At 72.0% G+C, this 25,461-nt stretch carries 27 protein-coding genes; 11 read left to right on the top strand and 16 right to left on the bottom strand.

The genetic code is table 11. From position 1 onward, the window contains the following. Positions 1-135 precede the first annotated feature (135 nt). A complete protein-coding gene (locus tag HTZ77_RS17405; protein WP_175590635.1) occupies positions 136-726 on the top strand; it encodes a GlcG/HbpS family heme-binding protein in 591 nt (196 codons plus the stop codon). A 21-nt stretch (positions 727-747) separates the two neighbouring features. After that, the gene (locus HTZ77_RS17400; protein WP_175590634.1) at positions 748-1,353 is read left to right on the top strand and encodes an ankyrin repeat domain-containing protein; all 606 of its coding nucleotides are present in this window, start codon (positions 748-750) and stop codon (positions 1,351-1,353) included. Positions 1,354-1,375: 22 nt separating this feature from the next. On the opposite strand, the gene HTZ77_RS17395 is transcribed toward HTZ77_RS17400, so the two are convergent. Next, positions 1,376-2,290: a hypothetical protein gene (locus HTZ77_RS17395; protein WP_175590633.1), complete on the bottom strand. Its 915-nt coding sequence runs from the start codon at positions 2,288-2,290 to the stop codon at positions 1,376-1,378. Positions 2,291-2,484: 194 nt separating this feature from the next. On the opposite strand from HTZ77_RS17395, the gene HTZ77_RS17390 reads away from it, so the two are divergent. Genes HTZ77_RS17390 through HTZ77_RS17380 form a run of 3 tightly spaced genes read left to right on the top strand, consistent with a single transcriptional unit; the run spans position 2,485 to position 4,057 of the window. Then, positions 2,485-2,883 carry a hypothetical protein gene (locus HTZ77_RS17390; RefSeq protein WP_175590632.1) on the top strand — a complete coding sequence of 133 codons (399 nt, stop codon included), beginning with the start codon at positions 2,485-2,487 and terminating at the stop codon, positions 2,881-2,883. A 46-nt stretch (positions 2,884-2,929) separates the two neighbouring features. Then, positions 2,930-3,574 (top strand): hypothetical protein, encoded by a 645-nt coding sequence (locus HTZ77_RS17385; protein ID WP_175590631.1) that lies wholly within the window; start codon positions 2,930-2,932, stop codon positions 3,572-3,574. Between the two features lie 21 nt (positions 3,575-3,595). After that, positions 3,596-4,057: a GNAT family N-acetyltransferase gene (locus HTZ77_RS17380; RefSeq protein ID WP_235994772.1), complete on the top strand. Its 462-nt coding sequence runs from the start codon at positions 3,596-3,598 to the stop codon at positions 4,055-4,057. Between the two features lie 39 nt (positions 4,058-4,096). Here the strand turns inward: HTZ77_RS17380 and HTZ77_RS17375 are convergent, their stop codons facing one another. The 3 genes from HTZ77_RS17375 to purB all read right to left on the bottom strand — a co-directional run bounded on the left by HTZ77_RS17375 (position 4,097) and on the right by purB (position 7,494). Beyond that, positions 4,097-5,137, bottom strand: a complete 1,041-nt coding sequence (locus tag HTZ77_RS17375; RefSeq protein WP_175590629.1) for a DUF4037 domain-containing protein — start codon at positions 5,135-5,137, stop codon at positions 4,097-4,099. A gap of 130 nt (positions 5,138-5,267) precedes the next feature. Continuing rightward, the gene (locus tag HTZ77_RS48235) at positions 5,268-6,059 is read right to left on the bottom strand and encodes a GNAT family N-acetyltransferase (protein ID WP_205302747.1); all 792 of its coding nucleotides are present in this window, start codon (positions 6,057-6,059) and stop codon (positions 5,268-5,270) included. Between the two features lie 4 nt (positions 6,060-6,063). Further along, a complete protein-coding gene (purB, locus tag HTZ77_RS17365) occupies positions 6,064-7,494 on the bottom strand; it encodes an adenylosuccinate lyase (RefSeq protein ID WP_175590628.1) in 1,431 nt (476 codons plus the stop codon). A gap of 115 nt (positions 7,495-7,609) precedes the next feature. Between purB and HTZ77_RS17360 the strand changes: the two genes are divergently transcribed. Further along, a complete protein-coding gene (locus HTZ77_RS17360; RefSeq protein ID WP_175590627.1) occupies positions 7,610-8,161 on the top strand; it encodes a GNAT family N-acetyltransferase in 552 nt (183 codons plus the stop codon). Between the two features lie 6 nt (positions 8,162-8,167). Here the strand turns inward: HTZ77_RS17360 and HTZ77_RS17355 are convergent, their stop codons facing one another. The 8 genes from HTZ77_RS17355 to HTZ77_RS17320 form a co-directional block, all read right to left on the bottom strand. After that, complete coding sequence (locus HTZ77_RS17355; protein ID WP_175590626.1) at positions 8,168-8,812, bottom strand: TMEM175 family protein; 645 nt, start codon at positions 8,810-8,812, stop codon at positions 8,168-8,170. A gap of 36 nt (positions 8,813-8,848) precedes the next feature. Continuing rightward, the gene (locus HTZ77_RS17350; RefSeq protein ID WP_235994771.1) at positions 8,849-9,445 is read right to left on the bottom strand and encodes a TetR/AcrR family transcriptional regulator; all 597 of its coding nucleotides are present in this window, start codon (positions 9,443-9,445) and stop codon (positions 8,849-8,851) included. 310 nt (positions 9,446-9,755) lie between these two features. Continuing rightward, positions 9,756-10,505, bottom strand: coding sequence for a hypothetical protein (locus tag HTZ77_RS17345; protein ID WP_175590624.1), 750 nt, complete (start codon positions 10,503-10,505; stop codon positions 9,756-9,758). Beyond that, positions 10,502-11,839: a vWA domain-containing protein gene (locus HTZ77_RS17340; RefSeq protein ID WP_175590623.1), complete on the bottom strand. Its 1,338-nt coding sequence runs from the start codon at positions 11,837-11,839 to the stop codon at positions 10,502-10,504. The genes HTZ77_RS17345 and HTZ77_RS17340 overlap by 4 nt, the downstream gene beginning before the upstream one ends. Next, complete coding sequence (locus HTZ77_RS17335; protein ID WP_328808630.1) at positions 11,836-12,882, bottom strand: AAA family ATPase; 1,047 nt, start codon at positions 12,880-12,882, stop codon at positions 11,836-11,838. Before HTZ77_RS17335 ends, HTZ77_RS17340 begins: the two co-directional genes overlap by 4 nt. 138 nt (positions 12,883-13,020) lie before the next feature. Next, complete coding sequence (locus tag HTZ77_RS17330; RefSeq protein WP_175590621.1) at positions 13,021-13,257, bottom strand: hypothetical protein; 237 nt, start codon at positions 13,255-13,257, stop codon at positions 13,021-13,023. 178 nt (positions 13,258-13,435) lie between these two features. Then, positions 13,436-14,104, bottom strand: a complete 669-nt coding sequence (locus tag HTZ77_RS17325; RefSeq protein ID WP_175590620.1) for an HAD family hydrolase — start codon at positions 14,102-14,104, stop codon at positions 13,436-13,438. Between the two features lie 232 nt (positions 14,105-14,336). Beyond that, a complete protein-coding gene (locus HTZ77_RS17320; RefSeq protein ID WP_175590619.1) occupies positions 14,337-15,242 on the bottom strand; it encodes an NADP-dependent oxidoreductase in 906 nt (301 codons plus the stop codon). A 146-nt stretch (positions 15,243-15,388) separates the two neighbouring features. Here HTZ77_RS17320 and HTZ77_RS17315 point away from each other — a divergent pair, with 146 nt between their 5' ends. Then, complete coding sequence (locus HTZ77_RS17315; RefSeq protein ID WP_205302745.1) at positions 15,389-16,117, top strand: GntR family transcriptional regulator; 729 nt, start codon at positions 15,389-15,391, stop codon at positions 16,115-16,117. Positions 16,118-16,216: 99 nt separating this feature from the next. On the opposite strand, the gene HTZ77_RS17310 is transcribed toward HTZ77_RS17315, so the two are convergent. Continuing rightward, on the bottom strand, positions 16,217-16,774 hold the full coding sequence (locus HTZ77_RS17310; protein ID WP_175590617.1) for a cysteine hydrolase family protein: 558 nt from the start codon (positions 16,772-16,774) through the stop codon (positions 16,217-16,219). Between the two features lie 160 nt (positions 16,775-16,934). On the opposite strand from HTZ77_RS17310, the gene HTZ77_RS17305 reads away from it, so the two are divergent. Next, the gene (locus HTZ77_RS17305) at positions 16,935-17,348 is read left to right on the top strand and encodes a hypothetical protein (protein ID WP_205302843.1); all 414 of its coding nucleotides are present in this window, start codon (positions 16,935-16,937) and stop codon (positions 17,346-17,348) included. Positions 17,349-17,360: 12 nt separating this feature from the next. Here the strand turns inward: HTZ77_RS17305 and HTZ77_RS17300 are convergent, their stop codons facing one another. Next, complete coding sequence (locus HTZ77_RS17300; protein WP_175590616.1) at positions 17,361-17,960, bottom strand: TetR/AcrR family transcriptional regulator; 600 nt, start codon at positions 17,958-17,960, stop codon at positions 17,361-17,363. Positions 17,961-18,055: 95 nt separating this feature from the next. On the opposite strand from HTZ77_RS17300, the gene HTZ77_RS17295 reads away from it, so the two are divergent. The 3 genes from HTZ77_RS17295 (at position 18,056) to HTZ77_RS17285 (ending at position 21,677) form a co-directional block, all read left to right on the top strand. Beyond that, positions 18,056-19,159, top strand: coding sequence for a zinc-dependent alcohol dehydrogenase (locus HTZ77_RS17295; RefSeq protein ID WP_175590615.1), 1,104 nt, complete (start codon positions 18,056-18,058; stop codon positions 19,157-19,159). A gap of 107 nt (positions 19,160-19,266) precedes the next feature. Beyond that, the gene (locus tag HTZ77_RS17290) at positions 19,267-20,178 is read left to right on the top strand and encodes a hypothetical protein (protein ID WP_175590614.1); all 912 of its coding nucleotides are present in this window, start codon (positions 19,267-19,269) and stop codon (positions 20,176-20,178) included. 116 nt (positions 20,179-20,294) lie between these two features. Further along, a complete protein-coding gene (locus HTZ77_RS17285) occupies positions 20,295-21,677 on the top strand; it encodes a N,N-dimethylformamidase beta subunit family domain-containing protein (protein ID WP_175590613.1) in 1,383 nt (460 codons plus the stop codon). Here the strand turns inward: HTZ77_RS17285 and HTZ77_RS17280 are convergent. Both HTZ77_RS17280 and HTZ77_RS17275 read right to left on the bottom strand, forming a co-directional pair. Further along, entirely contained in the window at positions 21,668-22,060 is a 393-nt protein-coding gene (locus HTZ77_RS17280; RefSeq protein WP_175590612.1) for a VOC family protein, read from the bottom strand. The two genes, HTZ77_RS17285 and HTZ77_RS17280, sit on opposite strands and share 10 nt — an antisense overlap. A gap of 68 nt (positions 22,061-22,128) precedes the next feature. Beyond that, a complete protein-coding gene (locus tag HTZ77_RS17275; RefSeq protein WP_175590611.1) occupies positions 22,129-25,368 on the bottom strand; it encodes an efflux RND transporter permease subunit in 3,240 nt (1,079 codons plus the stop codon). Positions 25,369-25,461: the final 93 nt, after the last annotated feature.

The following is a 25,461-nucleotide window of genomic DNA, read 5'->3' as shown; positions in this document are numbered from 1 at the left end:
GCGCATCAACCGAACGGTTGATCCTCGGCCCGACCCTTCGACGCCCCGGCCGTCGCCCATGCTCCCGATGGCCTGGAGCGGCGCGGCTGGGACGCTTCAACAAGCCCGATCCGGCCACACCGAACTGGAGAGACCATGACCCGCACCCTCGGCCGCCTCATCGCCCCCGGCTCGCTGACCGGCCTGGCCCTCGCGGCCGTCACCGCCGCCACCGTCCTCGGCGCCGCGCCCGCCCAGGCCACGCAGACCGCCGTGACGCCGTCGTCCGCCCAGGCCGTACCTTCCCGGGACGAACCCGCCGGGCCCGAGGTCGTGCAGACCGGCGTGCTGTCCGCCGACGCCGCCCTGCGGATCGCCGACGCCGCGATCCGGGAGGCCGCCAGGCAGAAGCAGCGCGTCACCGTCGCGATCGTCGACCGGTCCGGCGCCACCCGCCTGGTGGTGAAGGGCGACGGCGCCGGCCCGCAGACCGAGGAGTCCGCCCGGCGCAAGGCCTTCACCGCCGTCTCCTTCGGCAAGACGACCGGCGAGCTCGCCAAGGGCCTGACCGGCGGCCATCCGAGCATCGCCGACATCCCGGGTACGCTCTTCCTCGCCGGCGGGGTTCCGGTCGCCTCCGGTGGCGCCCCCGTCGCGGGCGTCGGAGTCGGCGGGGCGCCCAGCGGCGACATCGACGAGGCCATCGCCCAGGCCGGCCTCAAGGCGGTCGCCGGCCGGCTCCGCTGACCGGCGCGAGGAGGAGGAACCGTGCTCGAAGAGGAACTGCTGGCGGGCGCCGCGCGCGGGGACGCCGCCGCCGTCCGTGACGCGCTCGCCGCCGGGGCCGACATCGAGGCCCGCGACGGGCAGCGCCGCACCGCCCTGCTGCTCGCCGCGGCCGCCGACCACGTCGAGGTGGCGAAGGTCCTGGTCGCGGCCGGCGCCGACCCCGACGCGCGGGACTTCCGGCGCGACACCCCCTGGCTGGTCACCGGGGTCACGGGAAGCGTCGCGATGCTCAGGGCGCTCCTGCCCGCCGGGCCCGACCTGACCCTGCGCAACCGCTACGGCGGCGTCTCCCTCATCCCCGCCTGCGAACGCGGTCACGTGGACTACGTCCGGGAGGTGCTCACCACCGGCATCTACGTCGACCACGTCAACGACCTCGGCTGGACCGGCCTGCTGGAGGCCGTCATCCTCGGCGACGGCAGCGGGCCGTACCAGGAGATCGTCCGCCTGCTCCTCGCCGCCGGCGCCGAGGTGGACCTCGCCGACCACGACGGCGTCACCCCGCTCGCCCACGCCACCGCCAAGGGCCAGAGCGAGGTGGCCGCCCTGCTCCGCGCCGCCGGAGCGTCGGCCGGCGAGGTGTAGGACAGCCGCGCGAGCCCGTCCGCTAGGAGAACCAGTTGCCGCCGAGCTCCTGGATGGTCGTGCTGCCCTTGGGCACCAGCAGCGCCTCACTCAGCACCTGATTGACGCTCTTGGGCGCGTTGACCAGGGCGAACAGGAAGAACGACCCTCCGTCGGCCGTGCGGAAGCCGAAGATCGAGCCATGGCCGGCGAACGCGACGTACATCCCTTTGTTCACCGCGGGGAACGCCTTGCGGCTGTAGCTGTTCCTGGCCAGGCGATAGCCGGAGGCGCCCTCCTTCTTCTTGTTGTTCCAGAAGTTCTGGTACTCCTTGGCCACCGCGCCCGCCATGGCGTCGTCCATGTCGGTGATGTAGCCGTCGGCGTCGAGCCGCGGCTCGGGCATCCGCTGACCCCAGTGGATCGGGGTCGCGACGGCCAGCTTGAAGGACTGGCCGGGGGAGCGGAAGAAGGCGAGCACGTGCGGGCGGGCGTGGCCCTTGGTGTCCCGGTAGGTCGCCTGCGCGATGAACCAGTCGCCGATCCGGGGCTGCCGCTCCGGCCGGGGGAGGTAGACCGCCGGGGCGCCGGTCAGCGTGATCGGCTTGTGCCCCGGCTTCCATCCGAAAGTCTCGTGGTTGCGTTCGAGTACGCCTTCGTGCAGCGCCGCGTCGGTGAACAGCGCTTCGATCCGGGCGTTCTGCCGCCACCACCTGCGCTGCTTGAGCGTCGCGTTGTAGGCGTCCACCCACTCCCGCATCGCCTGCCTGGCCTGGGGGGCGCTGAGCGCCGACCTGGTCGGGGAGGGCGTGGCGTCCGGAGAGGAGGACGACGACGTGGCCGGGGAGGCGACCGGAGTGGGCGTGGGCGCGCCGGCGGGTCTGGGGAGCAGCCCGGGGACCACACCACAGCCGGACAGGCTCAAGGCGGCAACCGTGATCAGCAGCTTTCCACGCACCAGCGACGTCCCCCAAGTCCACGCAAAAACAGAACCAAGCGAACATATCGGACGGCCGGGCGCGGCTCGCCGGCACGTCGATGTGGCGCCGATCACCCACCATGTGCGCATTCGTACACAGATGATCGACTGAGGTCTCCGTAATGTCCGTGCTGCCGGACGAACCGGCACACTGACACCAGGAGGAAACCCCCATGCGCACCACCCTCGCCGCAGCCGCCCTCGCCGCCACCGCCGCGATCACCGGCCTCACCCTCTCCCCCACCACCGCCCACGCCACCACGACGAGCGCGACCACAGGCGTGGTGTGGGGCAAGTTCTTCTCCAGCGACCACAAGGCCTACACCTTCGGCAAGACCGTCAAGCACGGCGACAAGATCCGCACCACCTGGCACGGCGTCGACAAGCCCGGCGGCAAGCGCGCCTGGGTGTGGTTCGAGATCTACCAGAACGGCCACTGGCGCTCGTTCAACCACTCCTGGGACGGCAAGACGACCGGCGTGTGGAGCGGCCGCGGCATCACGAAGGTCTACACCTTCACCTGCTGGGCCGGGAAGAACGACAACTGCGGCCGCAAGTACCGCATCTACTAGAGACGACCATGACGAGACGGAGATCATCACCTGTGATGATCTCCGCATGAAGCTCACGAGCGTCACGCTGGTGGCGGCCTGCCTGCTGATCGTCACGATTCCCGGCGGCGCCGTGCAGGCGACCCCCGAGTCGAAGTCCCTCGACTCCGTCATCGCAGCAATCAAGAAACAGTTCGCCAAGAAGGCCTACGTACGTTCCAAGAACGGCACCTACATCTGGAAGTCGCCGTCGACAGTGGGGAAATGGATCAACTGGCAGAACTTGGCCGGGGCCATCTGGGGACAGGACCTGATCAACGGGATCAACCCGGGCTTCCTCAAGCTGGGCGCCTCTCACGCTGCGACCAGCGCCGACGGCGGAACCTTCGAAGGAGTGAAGACCACCCTCCACAGCGGCACAGTCACGGTTCCCAAGCTGGATGAGCGCCAGGCCTGGATGTACTTCGGGACCGACGAGGAGGACGGCTCGTGGGGCGGGCCGATCACCTGGAAACTCTGGGCAGGCCCGGACAACCTGCCCAGACGCTTCCACGCCATCATGCGATTCACCCCGAAGCACGGCGGCCGCAAGGCCGCGACCATGACGATGAACATCATCTATCGAGGATGGGGAAGAACCCGTCAAGATCACGGCCCCGCCCCAGCACCTCATCACCGACGACTGGTGATCGCCGACCCGACCCGGACCTGACCGTACGGCAGGATGGCCGCCATGATGGAGATCGACTTCCTGACCGAAGCCGACCGCGCCGACTGGGAAACGCTGGCCCGCGGCAAAGACGCCTACTTCCAGGTCGAACGCGGCGACGACGACTACGAACGAACCTGGCGACGCCTGCTCGACGACCAGCGGATACGCGGAATCGCCGCCCGGCTGGACGGCAGAATGGTCGGCATCGCGCACTACGTGTTCCACGCCAGCGTCTGGTACGCCGGGAAATGCTACCTGGCGGACCTGTTCGTGGACGCGGAAGCCCGGCGCCGGGGCGTCGCGACGGCAGTGATCGAATGGGTGGCCCGCGACGCCGAGAAGCACGGCTTCCCGGGCCTCTACTGGAACACGCTGAAAGACGCCCCGGCCCGCGCGCTGTACGACAAGGTGGGCAAGCTCCACCAAGGGCTCATCCACTACGCCTACCGGCGCGACCCGAACCAGACCCCCACCCAGCGCTGAGACCCAGCACTGAGGGACGACTCCACGATCGCGCGGGCCTCAGGCCACCAGACCGAGCGCCGCCGTCGCCACCGCCCGCGCCCGCGCCGGCGACAACAGCACCTCCACCGAATCCGCCACCTGGTCCACACACCCCACCAGCGGCAGCGCCTTGACCACCGGATCCGACACCGCCTCCAGCAACGCCCGCGCGAACCGGTCACCCCCGATCACCTGGAACGGCCGGTCATGGAACGCCCGCACCCGCGCATCCAGCTCCTCCGCAAGCCCCATCCGGTTCTGCGTCGCCGCCACCCTCCCGTACGCCGCCGACAACGCCGCCTCCCGCTCCCGCCACGTCCGCGCCGCCAGCGCCCGCCCGAGCGACTCCCCCAGCTCCGCCGAGCCCGGCAGCCGCGCCAGCGCGCTGCCCAGCCACTTGGCGTACGGCGGATACCGGCGGCGCAGCAGCAGCGCCAGCCGCATCACCTCCCGCGCCAACCGCGCGCCGACCACCGCCGACCCCAGCTCGTCCCCCACCTCGCCGCACCGACCGGGGAACGGCTCCTCCTGGGCGATACGCCGCCACTGACAGGCCAGCACATAACGCCACACGTCAGGCGGATACCAGCGCAGCACCGCCCGCACCGCCTCCAGCCCGTCGTCCGGCAACCCGTCGTGGAACACCTCACCGCGCGTCACCTCGGCCAACGACTGCCACGGCGACGACAACCAGTCCAGCGGCGACACCCCGCCCCGCGGGTCGAACCCCAGCCGCTCCGTCAGCCACGCCCCCAGCTCGGTCACCACCACGCCGGGCCGTACGACACCGTGGTAGCCGAACACCGTCGGCAGGCCGCCGAAGCGCTCCGGCAGGCCCGCCACCACGCGCGCCCGCACGTCCTCCACCTCGCCGGCCGCCGCGAAGACCAGCACCCGCGGACCCCAGTCGTGGTCGGCGGAGCGGGCCGTGTCGAACGCCAGCACCTCCGAGCCCGGCCCGATCAGCGCGGCGCTGTGCGGCACCGAACCGACGAGCGGCGCGACGACCTCACCGTAGAAGGCCCGGGAAAGCTCGATACCTGGCACAAAATCGGACATCACTCCGACACTGTGCCTCACGTCGAGGCCCGGGCTCACCCGATTTTTTCGCCTGCGCGTTCGATGGGGGGTCTTTTTGGTGGTGGGGTGGTGGGTGGACATCCAGCCCGTCACCTTTACTTTGTAGATTTCATAGTACGTGCGTGGCCAGGACCCGCATGCGCCGGTAGCCGAGACGCTCGTACAGCCCGATCGCCGCCGGGTTGTCGTCGTCCACCATGAGGGCCGCCCGCCCGTGGGCCGCCACGAGCCGCTCCGACACCCATCGGCACACCCGCTCCGCCAGCCCCCGCCCCCGCAGGGGCGCGGCCGTGGCCACCCCCGCCAGCAGCCCCACCGACGGGGCGCTCCACGCGTCGCCCGCCACCGCCGCCAGCCGGCCCTCCATCCGCGTGCCCGCCCAGCGGCGCACGCCGGGCGCGCCCGGCACCGCGTACGAGGTGGGCGCGTGCTCGGCCAGCAGCGCGGACACCTCCCCCTCGGCCGCACCGGCCAGCCACCCCACCTCACCGCCCCGACGAGCCGCCCCAGCACCGCCCGGGGAAGCCGCCTCAGGACCGCCGAGGGAAGGGGTCCCGGGAGAAGAAGGGGGGCCGGGCAGGCTCATCCAGGAGAAGCCGGCCGCCACCTCCAGTCCGTCGATCCGCGCCGCCACCTCGGCCATCAGCCCCGCCTCGCCGAACGGCCGGTACGACGACCCCATCTCGGCCAGCGCGTGCCGTAACAGCCGGACGGCGTCAGCCGGATCGCCCCACACGCCGATGCGGTCGCGCCGCGACACCTCCGGCGCGGCGCTCACCACCGCCCCGCCCAGGGCCCACGCCCGGGCGCCGCCCGTCAGGCCCTGCGCCACCCACACCGGCAGGTCGTCGTCACCGCACGCGGCCCGCAGCTCGGCCACGGACCTCAGCTCACGCACCACCGCGTCACAGGATGGCGCCGGGCCGGTAGGCGGCCGCCTCCGGATGGGCGGAGACCACCTCGGCCACCTGCCGTGCCACGGCCTCCACCTGGCCGGCCGCCGCTCCGGTGAACGACACCCGGTCGGCCAGCAGCGCGTCCAGCGCCGCCCGGTCCAGCGGGAACCGCTCGTCGGAGGCGAGCCGGTCGAGCAGCTCGTTGTCCGCCCCGCGCGAGCGCATGTCCAGCGCCGACGCCACCGCGTGCTCCTTGATCAGCTCGTGCGCCGTCTCACGGCCCACCCCGGCGCGCACCGCCGCCATCAGCATCTTGGTCGTGGCCAGGAACGGCAGGTAGCGGTCCAGCTCGGAGGCGATCACCGCCGGGAACGCGCCGAACTCGTCCAGGACCGTCAGCATGGTCTCCACCAGCCCGTCGAAGGCGAAGAACGCGTCGGGCAGCGCCACCCGGCGCACCACCGAGCACGACACGTCGCCCTCGTTCCACTGGTCGCCGGCCAGCTCCCCCACCATCGAGGCGTAGCCGCGCAGCACCACGGCCAGGCCGTTGACCCGCTCGCAGGAGCGGGTGTTCATCTTGTGCGGCATCGCCGACGAGCCGACCTGGCCCTCCTTGAAGCCCTCGGTCACCAGCTCGTGCCCGGCCATCAGCCGGATCGTCTTGGCCAGCGACGACGGCGAGGCGGCGAGCTGCACCAGCGCCGAGACGACCTCGTAGTCCAGGGAACGCGGGTAGACCTGGCCGACGCTGGTCAGCCGGTGCTCGAAGCCGAGGTGGGCCGCGACCCGTCCCTCCAGCTCGGCCAGCCGGGACTCCTCGCCGCCGAGCAGGTCGAGCATGTCCTGGGCGGTGCCGACCGGGCCCTTGATGCCACGTAGCGGGTAGCGGGCGATCAGCTCCTCCAGCCGCCGGTAGGCGACCAGCAGCTCGTCGGCGGCCGAGGCGAACCGCTTGCCCAGCGTGGTGGCCTGCGCCGCCACGTTGTGGGAACGGCCGGCGACCACGCTCTCGCGGTGCTCCTCGGCCAGCGCCGCCAGCCGTCCCAGCAGCGCCACCACCCGGTCGCGCACGAGCAGCAGGCTGTCGCGGATCTGGAGCTGCTCGACGTTCTCGGTCAGGTCGCGCGAGGTCATGCCCTTGTGGACCTGCTCATGGCCGGCCAGCGCGTTGAACTCCTCGATGCGGGCCTTCACGTCGTGCCGGGTCACCCGCTCACGCGCCGCGATCGACTCGAGGTCGACCTGCTCCAGCACCTTCTCGTAGTCGGCCGCCGCCTCCGGCGGCACGGCCACCCCCAGCTCGGCCTGGGCGCGCAGCACCGCCAGCCACAGCCGCCGCTCGGCGACGACCTTGTACTCGGGCGACCACAACCGGGTCAGCTCGGGCGAGGCATAGCGGGCGGCCAGAACATCGGGGATACGCGGCTTCGACGTCACGTCGGACAAGTCTATGCACTCCCCGTCCGGCCACCGGCTCCCCCCACCCGTCCCCCCTGTGAGAAGATCCCTCCCAGTTCGGACTGGTTGAGCATGGAAGGTCGTGGAGGGAACGATGTTCGCCACATCGCTGGGTGAGGACGGCGCGGAACTGCGCCCGCTGGAGCCGTGGCAGGCGGAGGAGTTCCTCGCCCACATCGACCGGGGCCGGGAGTTCATCGGCCGCTTCGTCGGGCTGCCCGACGTCGTCAAGGACCTGGACGCCAGCCGCGCCTACCTGCGCTCGTACGCGGAGAAGGCCATGAACGACAAGGGCCGCATCTACGGCATCTGGTCCGACGGCAAGCTGGTGGGCGGCGTGATGTTCCGGATCATGGACCTCCAGCACGGTTCGGCCGAGGCCGGCTGCTGGCTGGAGCCGTCGGCCGCCGGCAAGGGCCTGGTGACCCGGGCCGCGCGCGCCATCATCGACTGGGGCTTCGCCGAGCGGGGCCTGTACCGGGTGGAGTGGCAGGTCGCGGCGGGCAACGAGCCCAGCATCGCCGTGGCCCGGCGGCTCGGGATGACCAAGGAGGGCGTGCTGCGCGGCAGCTACCTGTACCGGGGGCAGCGGCACGACATCGAGGTCTGGTCGGTACTGGCGCCGGAGTGGCGCTCGTCCCGCTGACCGCCTTTACATTGTAGATTCCTTCGTGGATGACGCAGGCACCGCGCCGGCGCGGTGCCTGCGGAGCTGGTACTCCGCGACCAGCCGCAGCCCGAGGTAACCCACCGGCCAGACGAACATGACCCCCCGCCCCACCACCAGCGCGCCTGGGATCGACAGCGCGAACATCGCCATGGTCGCCGTGGACCAGGCCCGGATGCCCGTGATCACGGCGGGCGGAGCCTGCGGGTCCAGCAGGCCGGCGCGGACGACGTGGCGGACCATCAGCGACATGGTGCCGCCCAGGAAGGCCATGGCCGCCGCGTAGACGACGACACCGGCGCCGCCCGGGACCTCGCCGAGGGCCTTGCTCGCCCACGGAATCAGCACGTACCCCAGCAGGACCAGCACGTTGAGCGTGATGAGGGCCTGGTCGCCGCGGCTGACGTGGGTGAAGAACAGGTGGTGCGCGATCCACGCGGTCGCGATCACGCAGAACGAGACCAGGAACGCCAGGTACTGCGAGCCGTGCGCGGCCAGCGCCTCCGCCAGGTGCGCGGGGTCGTGGGCGTCCGGAAGGGGCAGCTCCAGGGCCAGCAGCGTGAGCATGATCGCGATGACCGCGTCGGAGAAGAACAGCATGCGCTCCAGACCGTGGGACTTCTTGGTCACGACGCCTCCATGGATGTCGTATCGGGCGCCGCCCGGCTATGCGGCCAGAGCCGCGATGATCATGTCGGTGAGGCGTTCGAGCCGGCCGGGATCGGCCGGGGCGCTCCGGATGGCGGTGCCCCAGTAGAGAGGGCCCGCCATGAAGTCGAGGCCGAGCTCGATGTCGGCGCTCTCGGGCAGCTCCCCGCGCTCGACCGCCCGCCGCAGGATGGCCCCCACCTTGCGGCGGCGGGCCGTGCCGATCTCGTCGCCCAGCACGGCGGCGATGGCCGGATGGTAGGCGGCCGACGCCAGCAGGTCGGGAAGGATCCGTGAGACCAGGGGGTGGCGCAGCGCCTCGTCGGTCGCGGTCAGGAAGGCCAGGACGTCGCCCCGCAGCGTGCCGGTGTCGAGGGTGTCGGCGGCCCTGACGGACACCTGGCCGACCAGGTCGGCGGTCATGGCCTCCTTGGACGGCCAGCGCCGGTAGATCGCGGCCTTGCCCGAGCCGGCCCGCCGGGCGACCGCCTCCATCGACAGCCGGCCGTATCCCACGGCGGCGAGCTCCTCGAAGAAGGCGTTCGTGATGGCCTCGGTGACACTGTCCTGCAGGACCGGCCCGCCGCGCGGACCGGGATCGGTCGATCTCTCCATGCTCGTGATCATACACGAGACGGAACGGTATCGTCTCGTCAAGGATGCGTCCGCACGTTGGCTGAGGGCGGCGGACGTCAAGGCGGGCAAGCGGTTCTCCGCCGAGCGCGGCCTGGCCGTGGCCAGGAGCTTCGGGGGGCGAGTACGTCAGTTGGGGTGCCGTCAACCAACGTGTCATAGGCCGCCAAACCTCGAGGATCCCTAGCCTGACCTTCTGTAATGCCGAAGGCCCCGGTGCGGATCTCTGGGCATGGAACCCCTCGGCGAGGATCGCGACTCCGGATCGGCTCGCGCTTCTCCGCCCTTTCCGTCAGGGCTCGTTGCCCTCGGTCAGTGCCCGCAGCACCCTGGCCTGCTCGACGTCGGAGCCCTCGGCCCGCATCCGGGCCGCCTCCCGGGCGGTGAAACCCACCGCGCTCCAGGCCGCCACCTCCTCGATCGGCACTCCGGCGCGCCAGAACTCAGTCATCAGGGCGATGGCGTCCTGTCCCGAGGCGAGCACCCGTTCGGCCTCGCGCGGGGACAGGCCGAGCGCGTCGAAGACCCGCGCCTGTCCCGCCTCGATGCCGCGTTTCGCCCACTCCACCGCGTCGGCGCCCGTCCAGCCTGCCTCCACGTAGGCGCGCGCCCGGCTCGCTGGGACGCCGGCTCGCAGCATCTGGCGCATGCCGCCGGAGCGTTCCTCATCAGCGAACGCGCCGCCCGGCTTCTCGCCCCGATGCAGCAGCCGCCACAGCCGGCCCCGCGAGTGCGGGCGTTCCCCGGCGAGGTGCCGGTCGGCCGCCTCCTGGGGAGAGTAGCCCAGTTCGCGCCACTGCACCGCGTCCCGTGGCGTCATGCCGGCCCGTAGCCACAGGTCCACGGTGTACGGGGTGGCTCCGGCGGTGCGCCAGGGCCGCACGTCGGCGGCGGTGTAGACGCCGGCCGTGCGCCACCGCTCGGCGTCGTTGATCGAGAAGCCCTCATCGATCCACTGCCGGGCGTCGGCGATGGTGAACCCGCGTTCCCGCCACTCGTGCAGCGGTTCGGGGCTCGGCTCGTCGGCGTAGCCCGTTGTCATGACTCTCCTTTCGCCGGCACCCGCCGCGGCGGGTCCGCCGGGACCCGGGCCACGGACGCCCATGCGGGCGCGTGCCCGCCATCGCCGATCAGGCAGAGCACCACATGCGCCGCGGGGCGCTGCTCCGGCCACGGCGTCTCGCCATCGGTCAGCACGATGACCAGGTCAGGCCGGGGCCGCAGGGCCATCGCCGCGGCGATGGCGGCCCGCATGTCGGTGCCGCCGCCACCGACGAGCTTGATGTCGCCCGCCCGGCGCACCACCTGGACGGGGTGGGGGTGGACGTCGCAGCAGAACGCCCGCAGCCGCCGGTTCGGACCGGCCACGCCCTCGATGATCCCGGTCACCTCGGCGAGCAGCCGGTTCAGCACGTCGTTGGTGACGCTGCCGGAGGTGTCGATCACCAGGACGGTGTCCGGGACCGCGCGCACCATCGACGGCGGCACGATGTCGATGTAGGCGCCGGCGCGGCGCGACGGGCGGCGGTGGCTGAAGTCGACCTGCCCGGCCACCGTGCTCACCCCGCGCCGGATCATCGCGCCCAGGCGGGCCCGCCAGTTCACCGAGGGGAGCAGTCGGTCCTCGGCCCAGCGGCGCCACCCCGACGGCACTTCGCTGCGCGTGCTGATCCTGTCCTGGATGCCGGCCGCGATGGAGCGTTCGAGCAGTTCCTGGTCGAGCCGGGTGAGCCCGTCGCCGGAGCCGTCGTCCTCGTAGGCGCGCACCTGCCCGTCCACGGCGCCGCCGCAGTCGATCGCCTCGGCCAGTGCCCGCCCGCCGCGGCCCATGGCCTGGGCCAGCACGTCGAGCATCGGCACGTACTCCTCGGCGGTGCGGTTGGCCGGAAGGCCCAGCTCCTTGGGCGAGACCACGCCGGCCGGGCCGCGCAGGTCCTCGGCCTCCAGGTCGTCGTTGATCTCGGCGTCGGCGGCCTGGTTCCAGCGGTGGGCCTCCTCGTCGCGGACCGCGCCTGCGGCATGGCTCATCTCCTGGCCCGCTTCCGGCCGCACCGGCGAGCGGGCCGCGTGACCGCGCACCAGGTGGCCCACCTGGTGCAGCATCCACCAGCCGACCTCCTCGACCGGGGTGGCCAGCACGGTGCCCGGTTCCACGTACAGGTTCCACCGGGTGTCGGCGGGAAAGGCGCGGAAGTCAGGGTCGGCGACGGGCTCGCCGGTGTCCTCGTCCAGGGCCGGTTCCAGGATGACCGGCTTGAGGGCGAAGACGGCCGAGGCGAGGTACGGTGCCTGGTGCACCGCCCACAGCCGCGCGGCGGCGATCCGGGCGCCCACCGCCTCTTCGAAAGCGGGAGCGGGAGGGCGGTCGGCGGTCATCGCATGAGCCCCGCCGAGCGCAGCACCGGCGCGAGTTCGAGCATCGTCCTGGGCAGGGTCGCGCCCTCGGGCCGGGAGCGGGCCAGCGACCGAGCCGCGGTCGCCGCCACATCCGGTGCCGTGCGCGCTACCCGGGCCACCACCGCCCACGCCCGCTCCCACGTGTCGGCCGTGGCGTCCGAGTGCACGTACGCCACCACCGCGCCGAGCAGGGCGTGCAGCCGGTCGAGGCGTTCGGGCAGGCGGGCCCGAGGGTCGTTCAGCAGGGTCTTCGGGTCGGGCAGGTCAAGGTTGCGGCGCCAGGAGAGCAGTTCGAACCCGGCCGCCTCGCCGACCGCTCCGAGCACCAGCTCGGCCAGGACCGGCTCGCCGGAGCCCATGTGGTCGCACGCGGCGATCGCGCGGGCGGCCATCTCCCAGGTTCGCGGGCTGGGCCAGCCGCGGCCCGCCCGGTCGGGGCTGTCGGGCACCGCCAGCACGAGTTCCGGCCGCACCCGCAGGAACGCCCCGACCAGCGCCCGCGCGCCGGCCACCTCTGCGGGCCCGGCGGTGTCCTTCACGTCGAACTCCGGTACGGGGAAGCCACCGGCGAAGCCCTCGGCGATGTCCTCGGCCGAGACGGTCCAGTTCAGATGGATGAGCCGGTTGGCCAGCGGCGCGGACAGGTCCCAGCCGTCGGCGGCCTGGTCCGGTGGGTTGGCCGCGGCCACGATCCGCACCTCGTCCGGCAGCACCAGGTCGCCGACCGCGCGCTCCAGCACCACCCGCAGCATGGCGGCCTGCACGGCCGGCGGCGCGGTGGTCAGCTCGTCGAGGAACAGCAGGCCGGCGCCCTCGGCGGCGAGCCGCTCGGCCCATCGCGGCGGCGCGAACCAGGTGCCGCCGTCACGCAGCACCGGCAGCCCGGAGAAGTCGCTGGGCTCACGGATCGAGCCGACCACCACCTCGACGGGCAGGCCGACGGCCGCGCCGAGCGCGGTCACCGTGGACGTCTTGCCGGTGCCCGGCGCACCCCAAAGGATGACCGGCAGATTGGCTGTCACCGCGACCGCGAGAGCTTCTCGTGTGACTGATGACGCCGCCATTGTTCGTCCTCCTCGCCGGCCGCCCGGACCGTTTCCGGGCAGCGCGTATCGGGACGTCGAGCCGTGATCGCTGACGTCCGGTGTGGTCTCTGTCGGCTATTCGTGGGTGCGGAACAGGCCCCGGCCGCCGTACTTCTTGTGCACCGCCTGCTTGCTGATGCCCAAAGCAGCGGCGATCTCCGTCCAGATGTTGCCCTGGGTCCGCGCCCGGCGGACCGCCACCGCCTCCAGGCGCGCCGTCTCACGGCGGAGCTCGGCGATGGCGGTGAGCGACCTGATCGGGTCGGCGGCGTCCGCCGCCCGGGCGAGCGCTGCGATGTGGCCGGCCTCCATGCCGTCATCCTAGGTTGACGACCAGTGCGTGTCAACCAAAGTTGACGATGCGCCATCGATGACGCCGGAACCGCTCACCAACAGGTCGAGGTGTACGCCAACGGAGTAGTCCTCGCCTACGACGAGCAACACGATGAGGACGCGTTCGGCGGGTTGACCTCCGTGGATGCGGACGGGCTCAGGCTGCGGCATTCCCATGAGAGCCGGACGCAAAGGCCAGGATGTGCGGGACTGCTTCCCGCAGACTGACGAAGTGGCGGTGCACTCCCTCCACCGCGATGGCGGCGTTCACGCCCCACACGGTCATCCCAGCACGCAGCCCAGACCGCACTCCGGACGGGGCGTCCTCGACGACCAGGCAGTCTCCTGGCTCGGCTCCGAGCCGCGCGGCGGCCTGCAGATACGGGACGGGAGAGGGCTTGCCCTCTTCGACAGCGGCCGCGTCCACGATCACGCCCGGTGCCGGCAAGCCCGTCCGCAGGAAACGGCCGCGCACCCGGTGCTCGTAGTTGGAGGTCACCAGCGCCCAGGACCCCGGCGGCAGGCCGTGCAGCAGCTCTGACGCGCCGTCGAACGCAGCATAGACGCCGGACCGGACGTCCTCGTCTTCCAGCTCGTGCAGCGTGGTCAGACACTCGCGTGGATCCTGGCCCGAAGCGACCTGGGCGAACGTCTCCATTGGCCGCGTCCGCAGAGCCACCTGGTAGACCTCGTCCGCATCAAGCCCGTACCGCTCCGCCCAAATTCCCCAGACCCGGCGCTGGTTACTCACCGCGTCGATCAACGTGCCGTCGACGTCGAACAGGACGTACTTCGTGCGGCCGGGCCGCCCAGGTTCGGTGGTCACGCGTCGATCATGCCAGGCGGGATCAGGCAAGAGCGGGACAGCTCATAGGTAAGACTCTGCTCCTGATCTGACGGCGTTCCAGGACGGCGCTCCTCGCGGTTGTGGTCATCCCGGTCGATGCAGGCTGAGCCGAGTGCATGCCCGAGCTCGTGAGCGGGCGACCTCTCGGCGTACAGCCAACAATGCGAGCTGGGCTGGGACCGGGAGGCTGCTGGGGATCGATCGGGCGCTTTCACCACACGAGAGCGACCTTGCCCTCCAGTCGCCCCCGCCGGAAACGCTCGTGCGCCTCCCGCAGGTGGCGCAGGCCGTACTGGGAGTCGACCCGCGCCTTCACCTGACCCGCGTCGACGCTCCCGGCCAGTGCGGCGAGTCCCGCGCCGTCCTCGCGCACCTGGTTGACGGTGGTGCGGACCGCCCGATGGGACAGATCGGGCACGGGGCCGGCCTGCGTGGCGATGGAGGCGTAGCGGCCGCCGTCCGCGACGGCATGGGTCACGAAGGCGCCGAAGGTGTCGAAGACGGCGTCGTAGGCGGCCTCGGGCAGGGCGGCGCGATCCGTCGTGGCCCACCCGGCTCCCAGTTCCTTGACCGCCTCGACCTGTGCCGGCCTGGACACCAACACGTCCACCCGCGCGCCGCGGGCCCGCGCGAGCTGCACCGCCAGGCCGCCCACCGCACCGGCCGCTCCGGCCACCAGCAGCCGCTCTCCCGCGCGAACGTCCAGCCAGTCCAGCGTCTGCAGGGCGGTGAGCCCGGGCAGCGGAAGCGTCGCCGCCTCGACCAGGCTGATCGTCGAGGGAGCGACGGCGACAGAGCTCGCCGGCATGGCGACCAGCTCGGCCCAGGTGCCCCGTCCGGTGTCGAGCTGGTGGGACATGCCGAAGACCCGTTCGCCCACGGGCAGCTCCGCGGTCCGGCTGTCCACGACGATGCCCGCCAGTTCCCACCCCAGCGTCGCCGGCAGGGGCGGCACGCCCTCTCCGATGGCACCGTCACGGGTCTTGTCGTCGACCGGGTTGATGGCGGAGGCGACGACGCGCACCAGGATCTCGCCGTCCGACGGGCGAGGAACCGGCGCCTCGCCGAGGGTCAGGACGTCAGGGCCGCCGAAGCGGTCGATTCGCACAGCGCGCATGCACAACTCCCAAGTCTTCGTGTTCGATCGGCATCCAACAATAGGGGCGGCTCCCCCGTGGCCCACAGCAGGGTCAGGTGTAACTAAGATATCAATCAGTTGTGTAAAGATATTTAGGCATCGGAGTGATATACTGAGGGATGCCCATGGTGCACATTCCCGCGTTGCTGCTGGTCGGCACGGACGAAGTCGACCTCGACCGCACCACTCAGGCATACCGGGCGATCAGGCGCCAGATCATCGACCTGACGCTCCCGCCCGGCAGCAGCTTCAGCGAGGCGTCGCTCGCCAGGCAATGGCACATCAGCAAGACGCCCGTACGCGAGGCGCTCGCCCGGTTGAGGCGCGACGGGCTCGTGGACGCGCTTCCCCGCGCGGGCTACGTCGTCAGCCCGATCACGCTCCAGGACACCGACGACCTCTGCGCCCTGCGGACGGTGCTGTCCGTCGAGGCCGCCGCCACCGCCGCCCGCCGAGGCGTCGAGGCGCCGGCGCTGGAACGGCTCGACGCGCTGGCGAAGGTGCCCTTCGCGCTCGCGGCGGGCGAGGTGGGACTTGAGGAATCGCTGCGGGCCGGGATCGAGTTCGAGGCCGTCATCGCCGCCGCCGGCGGCAACAACCGGTTCGGCAAGGCGATCGTCGACGTGCTCGACGAGCTGGAGCGGGTCCTGCGGATGGCCGCGCTGATCGCCCCCGAGGCCGTGAGCCCGCCCGGAGAGCTGAAGGCCGTCTCCGAGCGGCTGCGCGAGCGCGACGCTGACGGCACCCGCGAGGCCATGCGCAGGCGGTGCGAGCGCGTGCACCGCGACGTGCTCCAGGCCCTGGCGAAAAGCGTCTCCGTCAGCAGGGCGCCCATCGAGATGCCGGCGCCGTAGCCTCGCCTGCCTGGACGGCCGGGGTCAGACGATCAGCTCGCCACCGTTGACCGCGGCGGCCGCCCGTGAAGTACGCCGCCCGGTCGGGCGACGCGGCGTTCACGATCGTGGTTCTGCCCGCCAACCGGCGCAGGTCACGACCTCGAATCCGCGGCTGGGGAAGACGGCGTCCATGAAGAAGTCGTGCATCGCCGGATCGCCGTCGGCGCAACCGTCACGCAGCACGCTCACCTGGTAGCCGCGGTCCGCCGCGTCGTAGCAGGTCGCAGCCACCATCGCGCTGGTCGCGACACCGGCGATCACGAGGGAGTCCACCCCGCGCGCGCGGAGCACGAGGTCGAGGTCCGTGCCGGCGAACGCGCTGGCGCGGCGCTTCAGCACGACGACGTCCTCCTCGGCGACCGGCAGGTCGATCTCGGTTCCGGCCGTTCCCTCATGGAAGGCGTCCCCCGCCTCGTAGAACGTCTGCAGCAGCGCGCTGCCCGGCGGCACGTCGGCCCCGTTGCCCCGGAAGGCGAAGTGCACGAACACCACGAGCGCGCCGGCCGCGCGGGCGCGCGGGAGCAGGCCGGCGAGCGGCGGCACGACGTCCCTGGCGAAGGGGTACGTGCCCGTGATGCCCCGCTGGATGTCGCCGATGATGAGTGCAGTGGTCACGACAGCCTCCCGTCTCGTAGGTCCATCCGGCACCCCGTGGTCGGCGAGCCATCTGGCATCACAGTAGGAGAGAGCTGAGATATCAGCAAATCTTCGACCGAGGGTCCGTCTCCAGCGCCTGATACCGTCACCGTCAGTGTTATAACGAGCGTTATAGAGGGTGGGGCCAGCGCGCACGCTGACCGACGCGGTGCTGGTGCCGGAGATCGGGCAGTTCGTGGCGGCGGCGCGCGTCGGCTTCCAGGTGCACTTCGTCGAACGCGCTCCGGACATGATCGCGATCGGCGGGGCGCTGGCCGGCGATTCCGGTCAGGACGTGATGCAGGTCGATGTCGCGGCGATGGAGGCGGACTGGAACCGGCGGGTCCGCGCCGAGGTGATCGAGCGGATCCTCGCGGCGCTGGCCGAGGCGTGCGGGGTGGCGGTCCCGGCGCCGACCTGGTGGGTGAACCTGCGCACCGTGGACGAGGGGGGCTGGGGCTCCGCAGGCGGGGTGACGTCGATCCTGGCCCTGCTCGACAGCGGCGTCTTCACTGCGGAGCGGGCCGCCGCGATCCGCGCCGCCCTGTCCTGACAACCCGAGAAGTCAGGTCGTGACGGCCGCGCCGATGAGGGTCTCCAGTTGGGCGGCCACGTCGTCCAGCGGCTGGATGTCGCGCTTGGCCCGGCACATCGCGACGGTTCCCTCCACGGAGGCGACGATCAGGGTGGCCAGCCCCGCCGCCTGCCGCGGGCTCGCCCCGTGCTCGCGCAGCGACGCGGACAGCAGGTCTTCCCAGGCGGTGAACACCTCGGCCGCGGCGGTGATCGCCTCCGGGTCGCCCTCCCCCGGCGGCTCCTCGACGGCGACCGCCAGGACCGGGCACCCCGCCGCGAAGTCGCTGTCGATGACCGTCTGCCGCCACAGGCCCAGGAACGCCCGCACCCCGGCCGCCGGTCCGGCCCGCAGCTCACGCTCCAGCACCCGGGTGACGAGCTCTCCGGCGAAGCGGACCGCCTCGGCGGCCAGTTGCTGCTTGCCGCGCGGGAAGTAGTGATAGGTCGATCCGAGCGGCGCCCCGGAGTGGGTGGCCAGGTCCCGGACCGTGCTGCCGGCCAGGCCCCGCCGCCTGATGAGGTCGGCGGCGCCGACGATGATGCGTTCCCTGGTGCGCTGCTCGGGCTGCGGCAACGTGAGCACCCCCATGGCTATGACGTGCGTTATAGGCTACCGTGAACTGCTGTTATAACGCTCGTTATAACAACGGTGAGGAGACCGCCCCCTGGAGGTGTTCGATCCCGATGAACCGGCCCACGGTACGGGAGCTGGCGTTCGTGCGCAGCGGCCGCCTCGCCTGGCGGGACCGCCCGGCCCCCACCCTCGCCGAAGCGGGCGACGCCATCGTCCGGCCGTTCCTGGCGGGCCGCTGCGACGGCGACACCCTGCCGATCCACCGGCCCGTCTCCCGCGCCCTCCAGGCGGGCATCGCCCTCGGCCTCGTCGACCCGGTCGTCGCGGCGATCTGCGGCGACGTCGCCTTCCGCGGGCCGTTCGGCATCGGTCACGAGTGCGTCGCCCAGGTCGTGGCCGTCGGCGCCGACGTCCGGCGCCTGCGGGTCGGGCAGACCGTCGTGGTGCCGTGGTCGGTGTCCTGCGGCACCTGCCATCGCTGCGCCCGCGGCCTCACGTCCAAGTGCGCCACCACCGCGCGAGGGGAGCTGGCCGCCTACGGATTCGGCCCGGCGTGCGGCCCGTGGGGCGGCATGGTCGCCGACCAGCTCAGGGTGCCCTTCGCCGACCACATGCTGGTGCCCGTCCCCGACGGGGTGCCGCCGCTGCGCGCGGCCGCGGCGAGCGACAACCTCGCCGACGCCTGGCGCGCGGTCGTCCCGCACCTGGCAGGACGCCCGGACGCCACCGTGCTGGTCCTCGGGGGCGGCGCCCAGAGCATCGGCCTGTACGCCGCCGGCCTCGCCACCGCCCACGGGGCGAGCGTCCACTACCTCGACCCGCACCCCCGCCGTCGCCGGATCGCCGAGTCCCTCGGGGCCACGGTCGTCGACACCGTCCGGACCCGCTACGACATCACGGTCGAGGCCACCTCGCGCGCGGCCGGGCTGCGCCGCGCCGTCGCGGCGCTCGCACCCGGCGGCGTCTGCACCGCCGTCGGCTACTACCTCGGCCGCGGCACCCGGGTCCCCGTCATGCGCATGTACGCCACCGGGGCCACCCTCCACGCCGGCGTCTCCCACCCCCGCGCCGTGCTCCCCGAACTCCTGGAGTTCCTGCGCGCCTCCGGCTTCCCCGCCGAGCGGGTCACCACCCTGCTCGCCGACTGGGACGACGCCCCCACCGCCTACGCCGCGCGCACCACCAAACTCGTCCTGCGGCGCGACCCGCTCTGAGCTCGCGAGGCACTGCCCGGGGCGGGGTGCGTTCGGAGCAGTTCCTCTCCCCCGCTCCACGCTCTTCAGTTGAGCTGGCGAAGTGGATCAGCTCCGACAATGGAGACATGCACCATTTATCGACCAAGGCGGTCGTGGGGCGTGCGGCTCTCATCGGACTGGCGACGAGCATCCCCACGGCCGTCGTCTTCGCGTACATACGGAGGGAAGAGTTCGACGAGATCCCGCTCCCGCCGGCCATGTCCCTCCTGACGCTCCTCCTGGCGATGATCCTGGGCACGGTGGGCGCGCGGCTGGCCGGGCTGCCGCGCTGGGGCGCGGTCGGTCATGTCGGGGGCTCCGCGACGTGGTTGCTCATCGGCGCCCTCGCCGTGCTGGTGCCGGTGCCGGAGCCGGAGCTGATCGGCTCTCTGCCGGCCCTCGTCGTCCCTGTCTACGTGGTCGGTGGCGCCGTCGGCTTCCCCCTGTCGGCGTGGTCGTTCATGTCGCCCGGCCGCTGGTGGGCGGTGGCCCTGGTCGTGGTGGTGCCCCTCGGAGCATGGGGCGCGGCGCAGCACAAGCCGCAGATCCTGGCCTGGTGGAAGGTCCGCAGCTTCGAGAGGTCCGGCGTGCCGCTGATCGCTCCGGCGCTCCGGGATTACGAACTGGTCAGCGTGACTCTCAACGCCACCGGAGAGCAGGAACCGGAGCCGTCCACCTGGCTGGAGTACTGGCGGGACGCCACGCCGACCCGGGGATTCTCCGAGATCCAGGTCACGGTCTGGCCCTCCGCGGCCGGAACCCCGCGCGATTCCTGCCTGGCGGTCACCGAGAACCTGGAAGTCCGGCTGCACTGCAAGACGCTCCCGGGAGACCGATGGGTCCGGACCGGTGACGGGACCTCCTGGGTCACCCTCTTCGCCAGGTCGGGCGATGCGCTGGTCATGCTCAACGGCTCGGGTGTCACCGAGGCCGACCTGGTGGCGGCGCTGTCCACCTTCCGTCCCATCTCGGCCGCCGACCTCGCCAAGGCCAGGTGACCGGCACAGGTGGGCAAGCCGTCGCCGGCGCGTCTCCCCGTGACCTCGACGCCATCGAGGGCAAGGAGTTCGCCAAGTCGCGCGCGCGGGTGAGGGCCGCCTGTGATCATTGCCCGGTGCGCAAGTTGATCATCGTTCTCGTTCTCGCTCTCGTGGCCGCCGGGTGCTCGGCCCAGCCGCCGGCCGCCACACCCGCACCGACGACGCCGGCGCCCTCGCCCGCGTCCCCGTCGCCCGCCGCCTCCGCGCCGGCGGTGAAGCTGCCGGCCTCGTGGCACCTGGCCAGGCGCGGGGCCGAGCACGAGATCGAGGGCTACGCCGACCACGTCAGCGTCCTGCCCGGCGAACGGTTCGGGCTGCGCGTCTCGACCACCGCGCCCCGCTTCACCGCCGTCGCCTTCCGTATGGGCGCCCGGCCCACGGCCGTCTGGAAGTCACCGCAGGTCAAGGGGCAGCGGCAGGCCCCCGCCAGGACCGTTGACGGCACCGTCACCGCGGCGCACTGGCGGCCCTCCCTCACGGTGGACACCACCGGCTGGGCCGAGGGCCCCTACCTGATCAGGCTGGACGCCTCCACGGGAGCCCAGCGATACGTGCCGGTGACCGTGCGCTCGGCCTCCGTCCAGGGCCGCGTCGTCATGGTCGACGCCGTCACCACCTGGCAGGCGTACAACCTGTGGGGCGGGCGCAGCCTCTACCAGGGGCCGGGCGGGTTCGAGGGGCGCTCCCGCGCCGTCACCTTCGACCGGCCGTACGACGGGTCCGGGGCGCGGCTCTTCCTCGCCTTCGAGCAGGAGGCGTTCGCCGTCGCCGAGCGCAGCGGCGTGCCGCTGGCGTACCTGACCAGCCTCGACCTCAAGCCCGGCGCGCTCGACGGGGCCCGCGCGGTGATCTCGCTCGGCCACGACGAGTACTGGTCGCCGCAGATGCGCGAGGCCGTCACCCGCGCCAGGGACCGGGGGACCAACCTCGCCTTCCTCGGCGCGAACGCCGTCTACTGGCGCATCGGCCTGCACGACCGGACCGTCGAGTGCGACAAGGAACAACGGTGCCTGCGCTGGCGCGAGACCCGGCCGGAGAGCGCGCTGGTGGGCGAGATGTACGACTGCTTCCCGGCCGAGGGCGTCTACACCGTCAGCCGCCCCCACCACTGGATCTTCGCCGGCACCCACGGCACCAGCTTCCCCGGCATGGCCGGGGTGGAGACCGACCGGGTCTCGCCCGGCTCGCCCCGCGACGTCGAGGTGCTGGCCGAGTCGCACTTCTCCTGCGGGGGACGCGCCACCTCCTCCAACAGCACGTACTACACGGCGCCCAGCGGGGCGGGGGTGTTCGCCTCGGGCACGATGCGCTGGGTCTGCGGCATGCGGGGACGGCGCTGCGGCCACGGCGTGCCCGAGTCGGCCGCCGCCTTCACCCGCAGGGCGACGACGAACCTGCTGACCCGCTTCGCCCGCGGCCCCGCCGCCGCGCGTCCCGCGTCAGCCGATCATCGATGACAGACGACCTCCAGGGTGACGCCGTCGGGCCCCGTCCAGAAGGTGGCGTAGTAGGCGGGGCCGTACTGCGGGAACTCCTGGGGCCGGTGCAGCACGTCCGCGCCGCGGGCGCTCGCCCACGCGTGCAGGCGATCCACCTCCTGGCGGGTCCTCACCATGAAGGCCAGGTGCTGCAGACCGGGACGGTGCCGCGAGTAGTCGCCGTCCTCCAGCGCCGGGTAGAAGAACAGGTACGTACCCGGCTTCCCGTCAGCCGGACGGTAGGAGAACTCGTCCTCGGCGGCGAAGAAGCTCTCGAAGCCCACCAGCGGCAGGAACTCGTCGTAGTACGCCTTGGCCCGGGCGAGGTCGCGGACGTTGACTCCGATGTGACCTAGAGGCATGCGTCGATCATAGAAAGCGCGAGCCCCGGCCGGCGGCCGGGGCTCGCGTCACGTCCCGCGCGGGAAGCTCACGGCGTGGACGCCAGGACCTTCGGCTCCTCGGGCTTCGGCTCGGCCGGGCGGCGGCGCATCCGCTCCTTCGCCCGCTCCAGCATCACGTACAGCGTGGGCACCAGCACCAGCGTCAGCAGCGTGCTGGTGATCAGGCCGCCGATGACCACGATCGCCAGCGGCTGCGAGATGAACCCGCCCGACCCGGTCACGCCCAGCGCCATCGGCGTCAGCGCACAGATCGTGGCCACCGCGGTCATGAGGATGGGGCGCAGCCGGCGCCGGCCGCCCTCGATGACCGCCTCGACGATGCCCAGCCCCTGCTCGCGGTACTGGTTGATGAGGTCGATCAGCACGATCGCGTTCGTCACCACGATGCCGATGAGCATGAGCATGCCGATCAGCGCCGGCACGCCCAGCGCGGTGCCGGTCGCCACGAGCAGGCCGACGGCGCCGGTCGCGGCGAACGGGATCGACACCAGCAGGATGAGCGGCTGGGCGAAGCTGCGGAACGTCGCCACCATGATCATGAAGACGATCGCGATGGCCGCCAGCATGGCCATGCCCAGGTCGGAGAACGCCTGCTGCTGGTCGGCCGAGGCGCCGCCGATCTGGTGGGTGGCGCCGCCGGACAGCTTCAGCTTGTCCAGGCGGGTCTTCAGCGCCTGCGTGACGCTGCCCAGGTCGCTGCTCGTGGTCTTGGCCGACAGCGTGGCCGAGCGGTCGCCGTCGATGCGGGTGACCTGCGTCGGGCCCGCCACCTGCTGCACCTCGGCCACCGAGGACAGCTTGACCATGCCGGACGCCGTCGCCAGCTTGAGGTTCTCGATCGCCTTGACGTCGTCGGGGGCGTCGCCGACGCGCAGCACCAGGTCGCTGGCCCGCCCGTCGAGGGTGAGCTGGCCGAGGGGCGCGCCGCGGAAGGCCTGGGCCACGCTCTGGCCGATCTGCGCCTCCGTCAGGCCCTTGGCCGCCGCCTTCTCCCGGTCCACCCGCACGTCCACGCGGGGCGCGCTGGCCTCCAGGTTGGAGGTGATGTCCCGCAGGCCCGACACCTCGCCCATCGCCGCCTTGACCTGGTCGGCCGCCGCGTTCAGCGCGGCGCCGTCGGGCGCCTGCACGATGACGTCGACCGTGTCGGAGGAGAACCCGCCGCCGCCCGAACCGCCGACGCGGACCTCTCCGACGTCCGTCATGCCGGACAGCCGGTCCCGCAGCGCCTGCTCCACCTTCGGCGTGTCGGCCTTCTCGGCGAGCGTCAGGGAGTACGAGGCCCGGTCCGCGCCGGACGCGCCGCCGAACCCGCCCTGCAGCGCGTTGCCGCCGCCGACCGTCACCTGGTACGACTCGACGCCGTCCAGGTCGTCCAGCACGGCCTCGACCTTCTTGGCCGCCGCGTCGGTGGTGGCCAGATCGGTGCCGGCCGGCATGCGCTGCGAGACCGAGATCGTGTTCTGGCCGGAGGAGTCGAGGAAGTTGGTCTCCAGCCGGCCGGCCAGGCCCATGGTGCCGACGAAGACGACCACCCCGATGAGCAGCGTCACCAGCTTGAAGCGGGTCGCGAAGCGCAGCACCGGCAGGTAGGCGCGCTGCAGCGGGCTGCGCAGCTCCTTGGCCTCGGCCTCCTCGCGCTGGGCGCGGGCCTGCTCGGGGGTCAGGTCGGGCGCCTTGAGGAACCAGTACGCCAGCACCGGGATCACCGTCAGCGACACCAGCAGCGAGGCGATCAGCGCCACCGCGACCGTGACCGCGAACGGCCCGAACAGCTCGCCCACCATGCCGCCGACCACCGCGATCGGCGCGAACACCGCGACCGTCGTCAGCGTCGAGGCCGTCACCGCGCCCGACACCTCGCGCACCGCCGACAGGATCGCCCGCAGCTTGGGCTCGCCGTAGCCGAGGTGGCGCTTGATGTTCTCCAGCACGACGATCGAATCGTCCACCACCCGGCCGACCGCGATGGTCAGCGCGCCCAGCGTGAGCATGTTGAGCGAGTAGTCGCCGGCCCACAACGCGATCAGGGCGATGACGACCGACAGCGGGATCGAGACCGCGGTCACCAGCGTGGAGCGGATCGACAGCAGGAACACCAGGATGACGAGCACCGCGAACGCCAGGCCGAGCAGGCCCTCGGTGGTGAGGTTCTCGATCGACTCCTCCACGTACGGGGCCTGGTCGAAGATGACCTCGACCGCCGTGTCGGTGGAGTCGCCGAGCGCCTTGGTCAGCTCGGGCAGCTCCTCGCGCACGTCATGGGAGATGCTCACCGCGTTGCCGTCGGGCGTCATGGTGACCGACACGCCGAGGCTGGTCTTGCCGTTGGTCCGCGTGATCGAGGTCGCGTCGGCCAGGCCGCGCTCCACGGTGGCGACGTCACCCAGCTTGACCGGCTTGAGCTTGGGCGCGGCCGGCTGGGCCTGCGCCGTCTGCGGCCGGCCCGCCTGGGGCTGCCCCGGCTGGGGGCGGCCCGCCTGGGCCTGGGAGGTCGGCGCGGCCTGGGCGGAGGTCTGCGGCTGGGCGGGCGTCAGGTACAGGCCCTTCAGCTTCGCCACGCTGTCGATCCGCGCCCCGACCTGGACCGTCAGCGACCTGCCGTCGGAGGTCAGCGTCCCGGCCGGGACCGGCGTGCCGTTGGCCTTGAGCACCTCGGGGATCTGCGTCGGAGACACTCCGGCCTTGGCCATCTTGCCCAGGTCCGGGGTGATGGTCACGACCTCGTCGCGGGTGCCCGAGACCGTCGCCTCCCGTACCCCCTCGACGGCCTGCAGCTTCGGCAGCATGATCTGGCGCAGCTTGTCGGCCATCGCCCGCGGGTCGCCGCCGTCGCCCACCGCCAGCACCATCACCGGGATGTCATCGGTGTTGCCCGCGCCGACCTGCGGCTCCACCCCCGACGGGAGCTGGGGCTGCACCCGGCTGATGGCCTGCTGCATCTTGCTCACCGACGCCTCGACGTCCGTGCCGTACTCGAAGGAGACCTGGACCTGCGCCAGCCCCTCCTTCGACGTCGAGGTCATCTTCTCCATGCCGTCGAGCCCCTGGAAGGCCTCCTCCAGCGGCTCGGTGACCTGGTCCTCCACGATCTCCGGCGACGCCCCCGGGTAGGAGGCGATCACGAAGGCGCCGGGGAAGGCCAGCGACGGCAGCAACTGCTGTTTCAACTGCGGGATCGTGAACGCGCCGAATGCGCTGAGCACGAGCGCGACCAAGACGACAAGGCTGCGGTTGGCAAGGCTCAACCGGGCGAATGCGGTCATGAGGGGTCCCTCCAAGAGTTCGCCCCGAGACTAACACTTCGCTCCATGCGAATATTTAGGGCAAGGCGAGCTTCCTGATAAGCTTCTCAGGAA

This window comes from Nonomuraea montanisoli, assembly GCF_013363975.1.
In the GTDB taxonomy this organism is placed as follows: Bacteria; Actinomycetota; Actinomycetes; order Streptosporangiales; family Streptosporangiaceae; genus Nonomuraea; species Nonomuraea montanisoli.
This window is presented reverse-complemented; position numbering and strand designations above follow the sequence as displayed.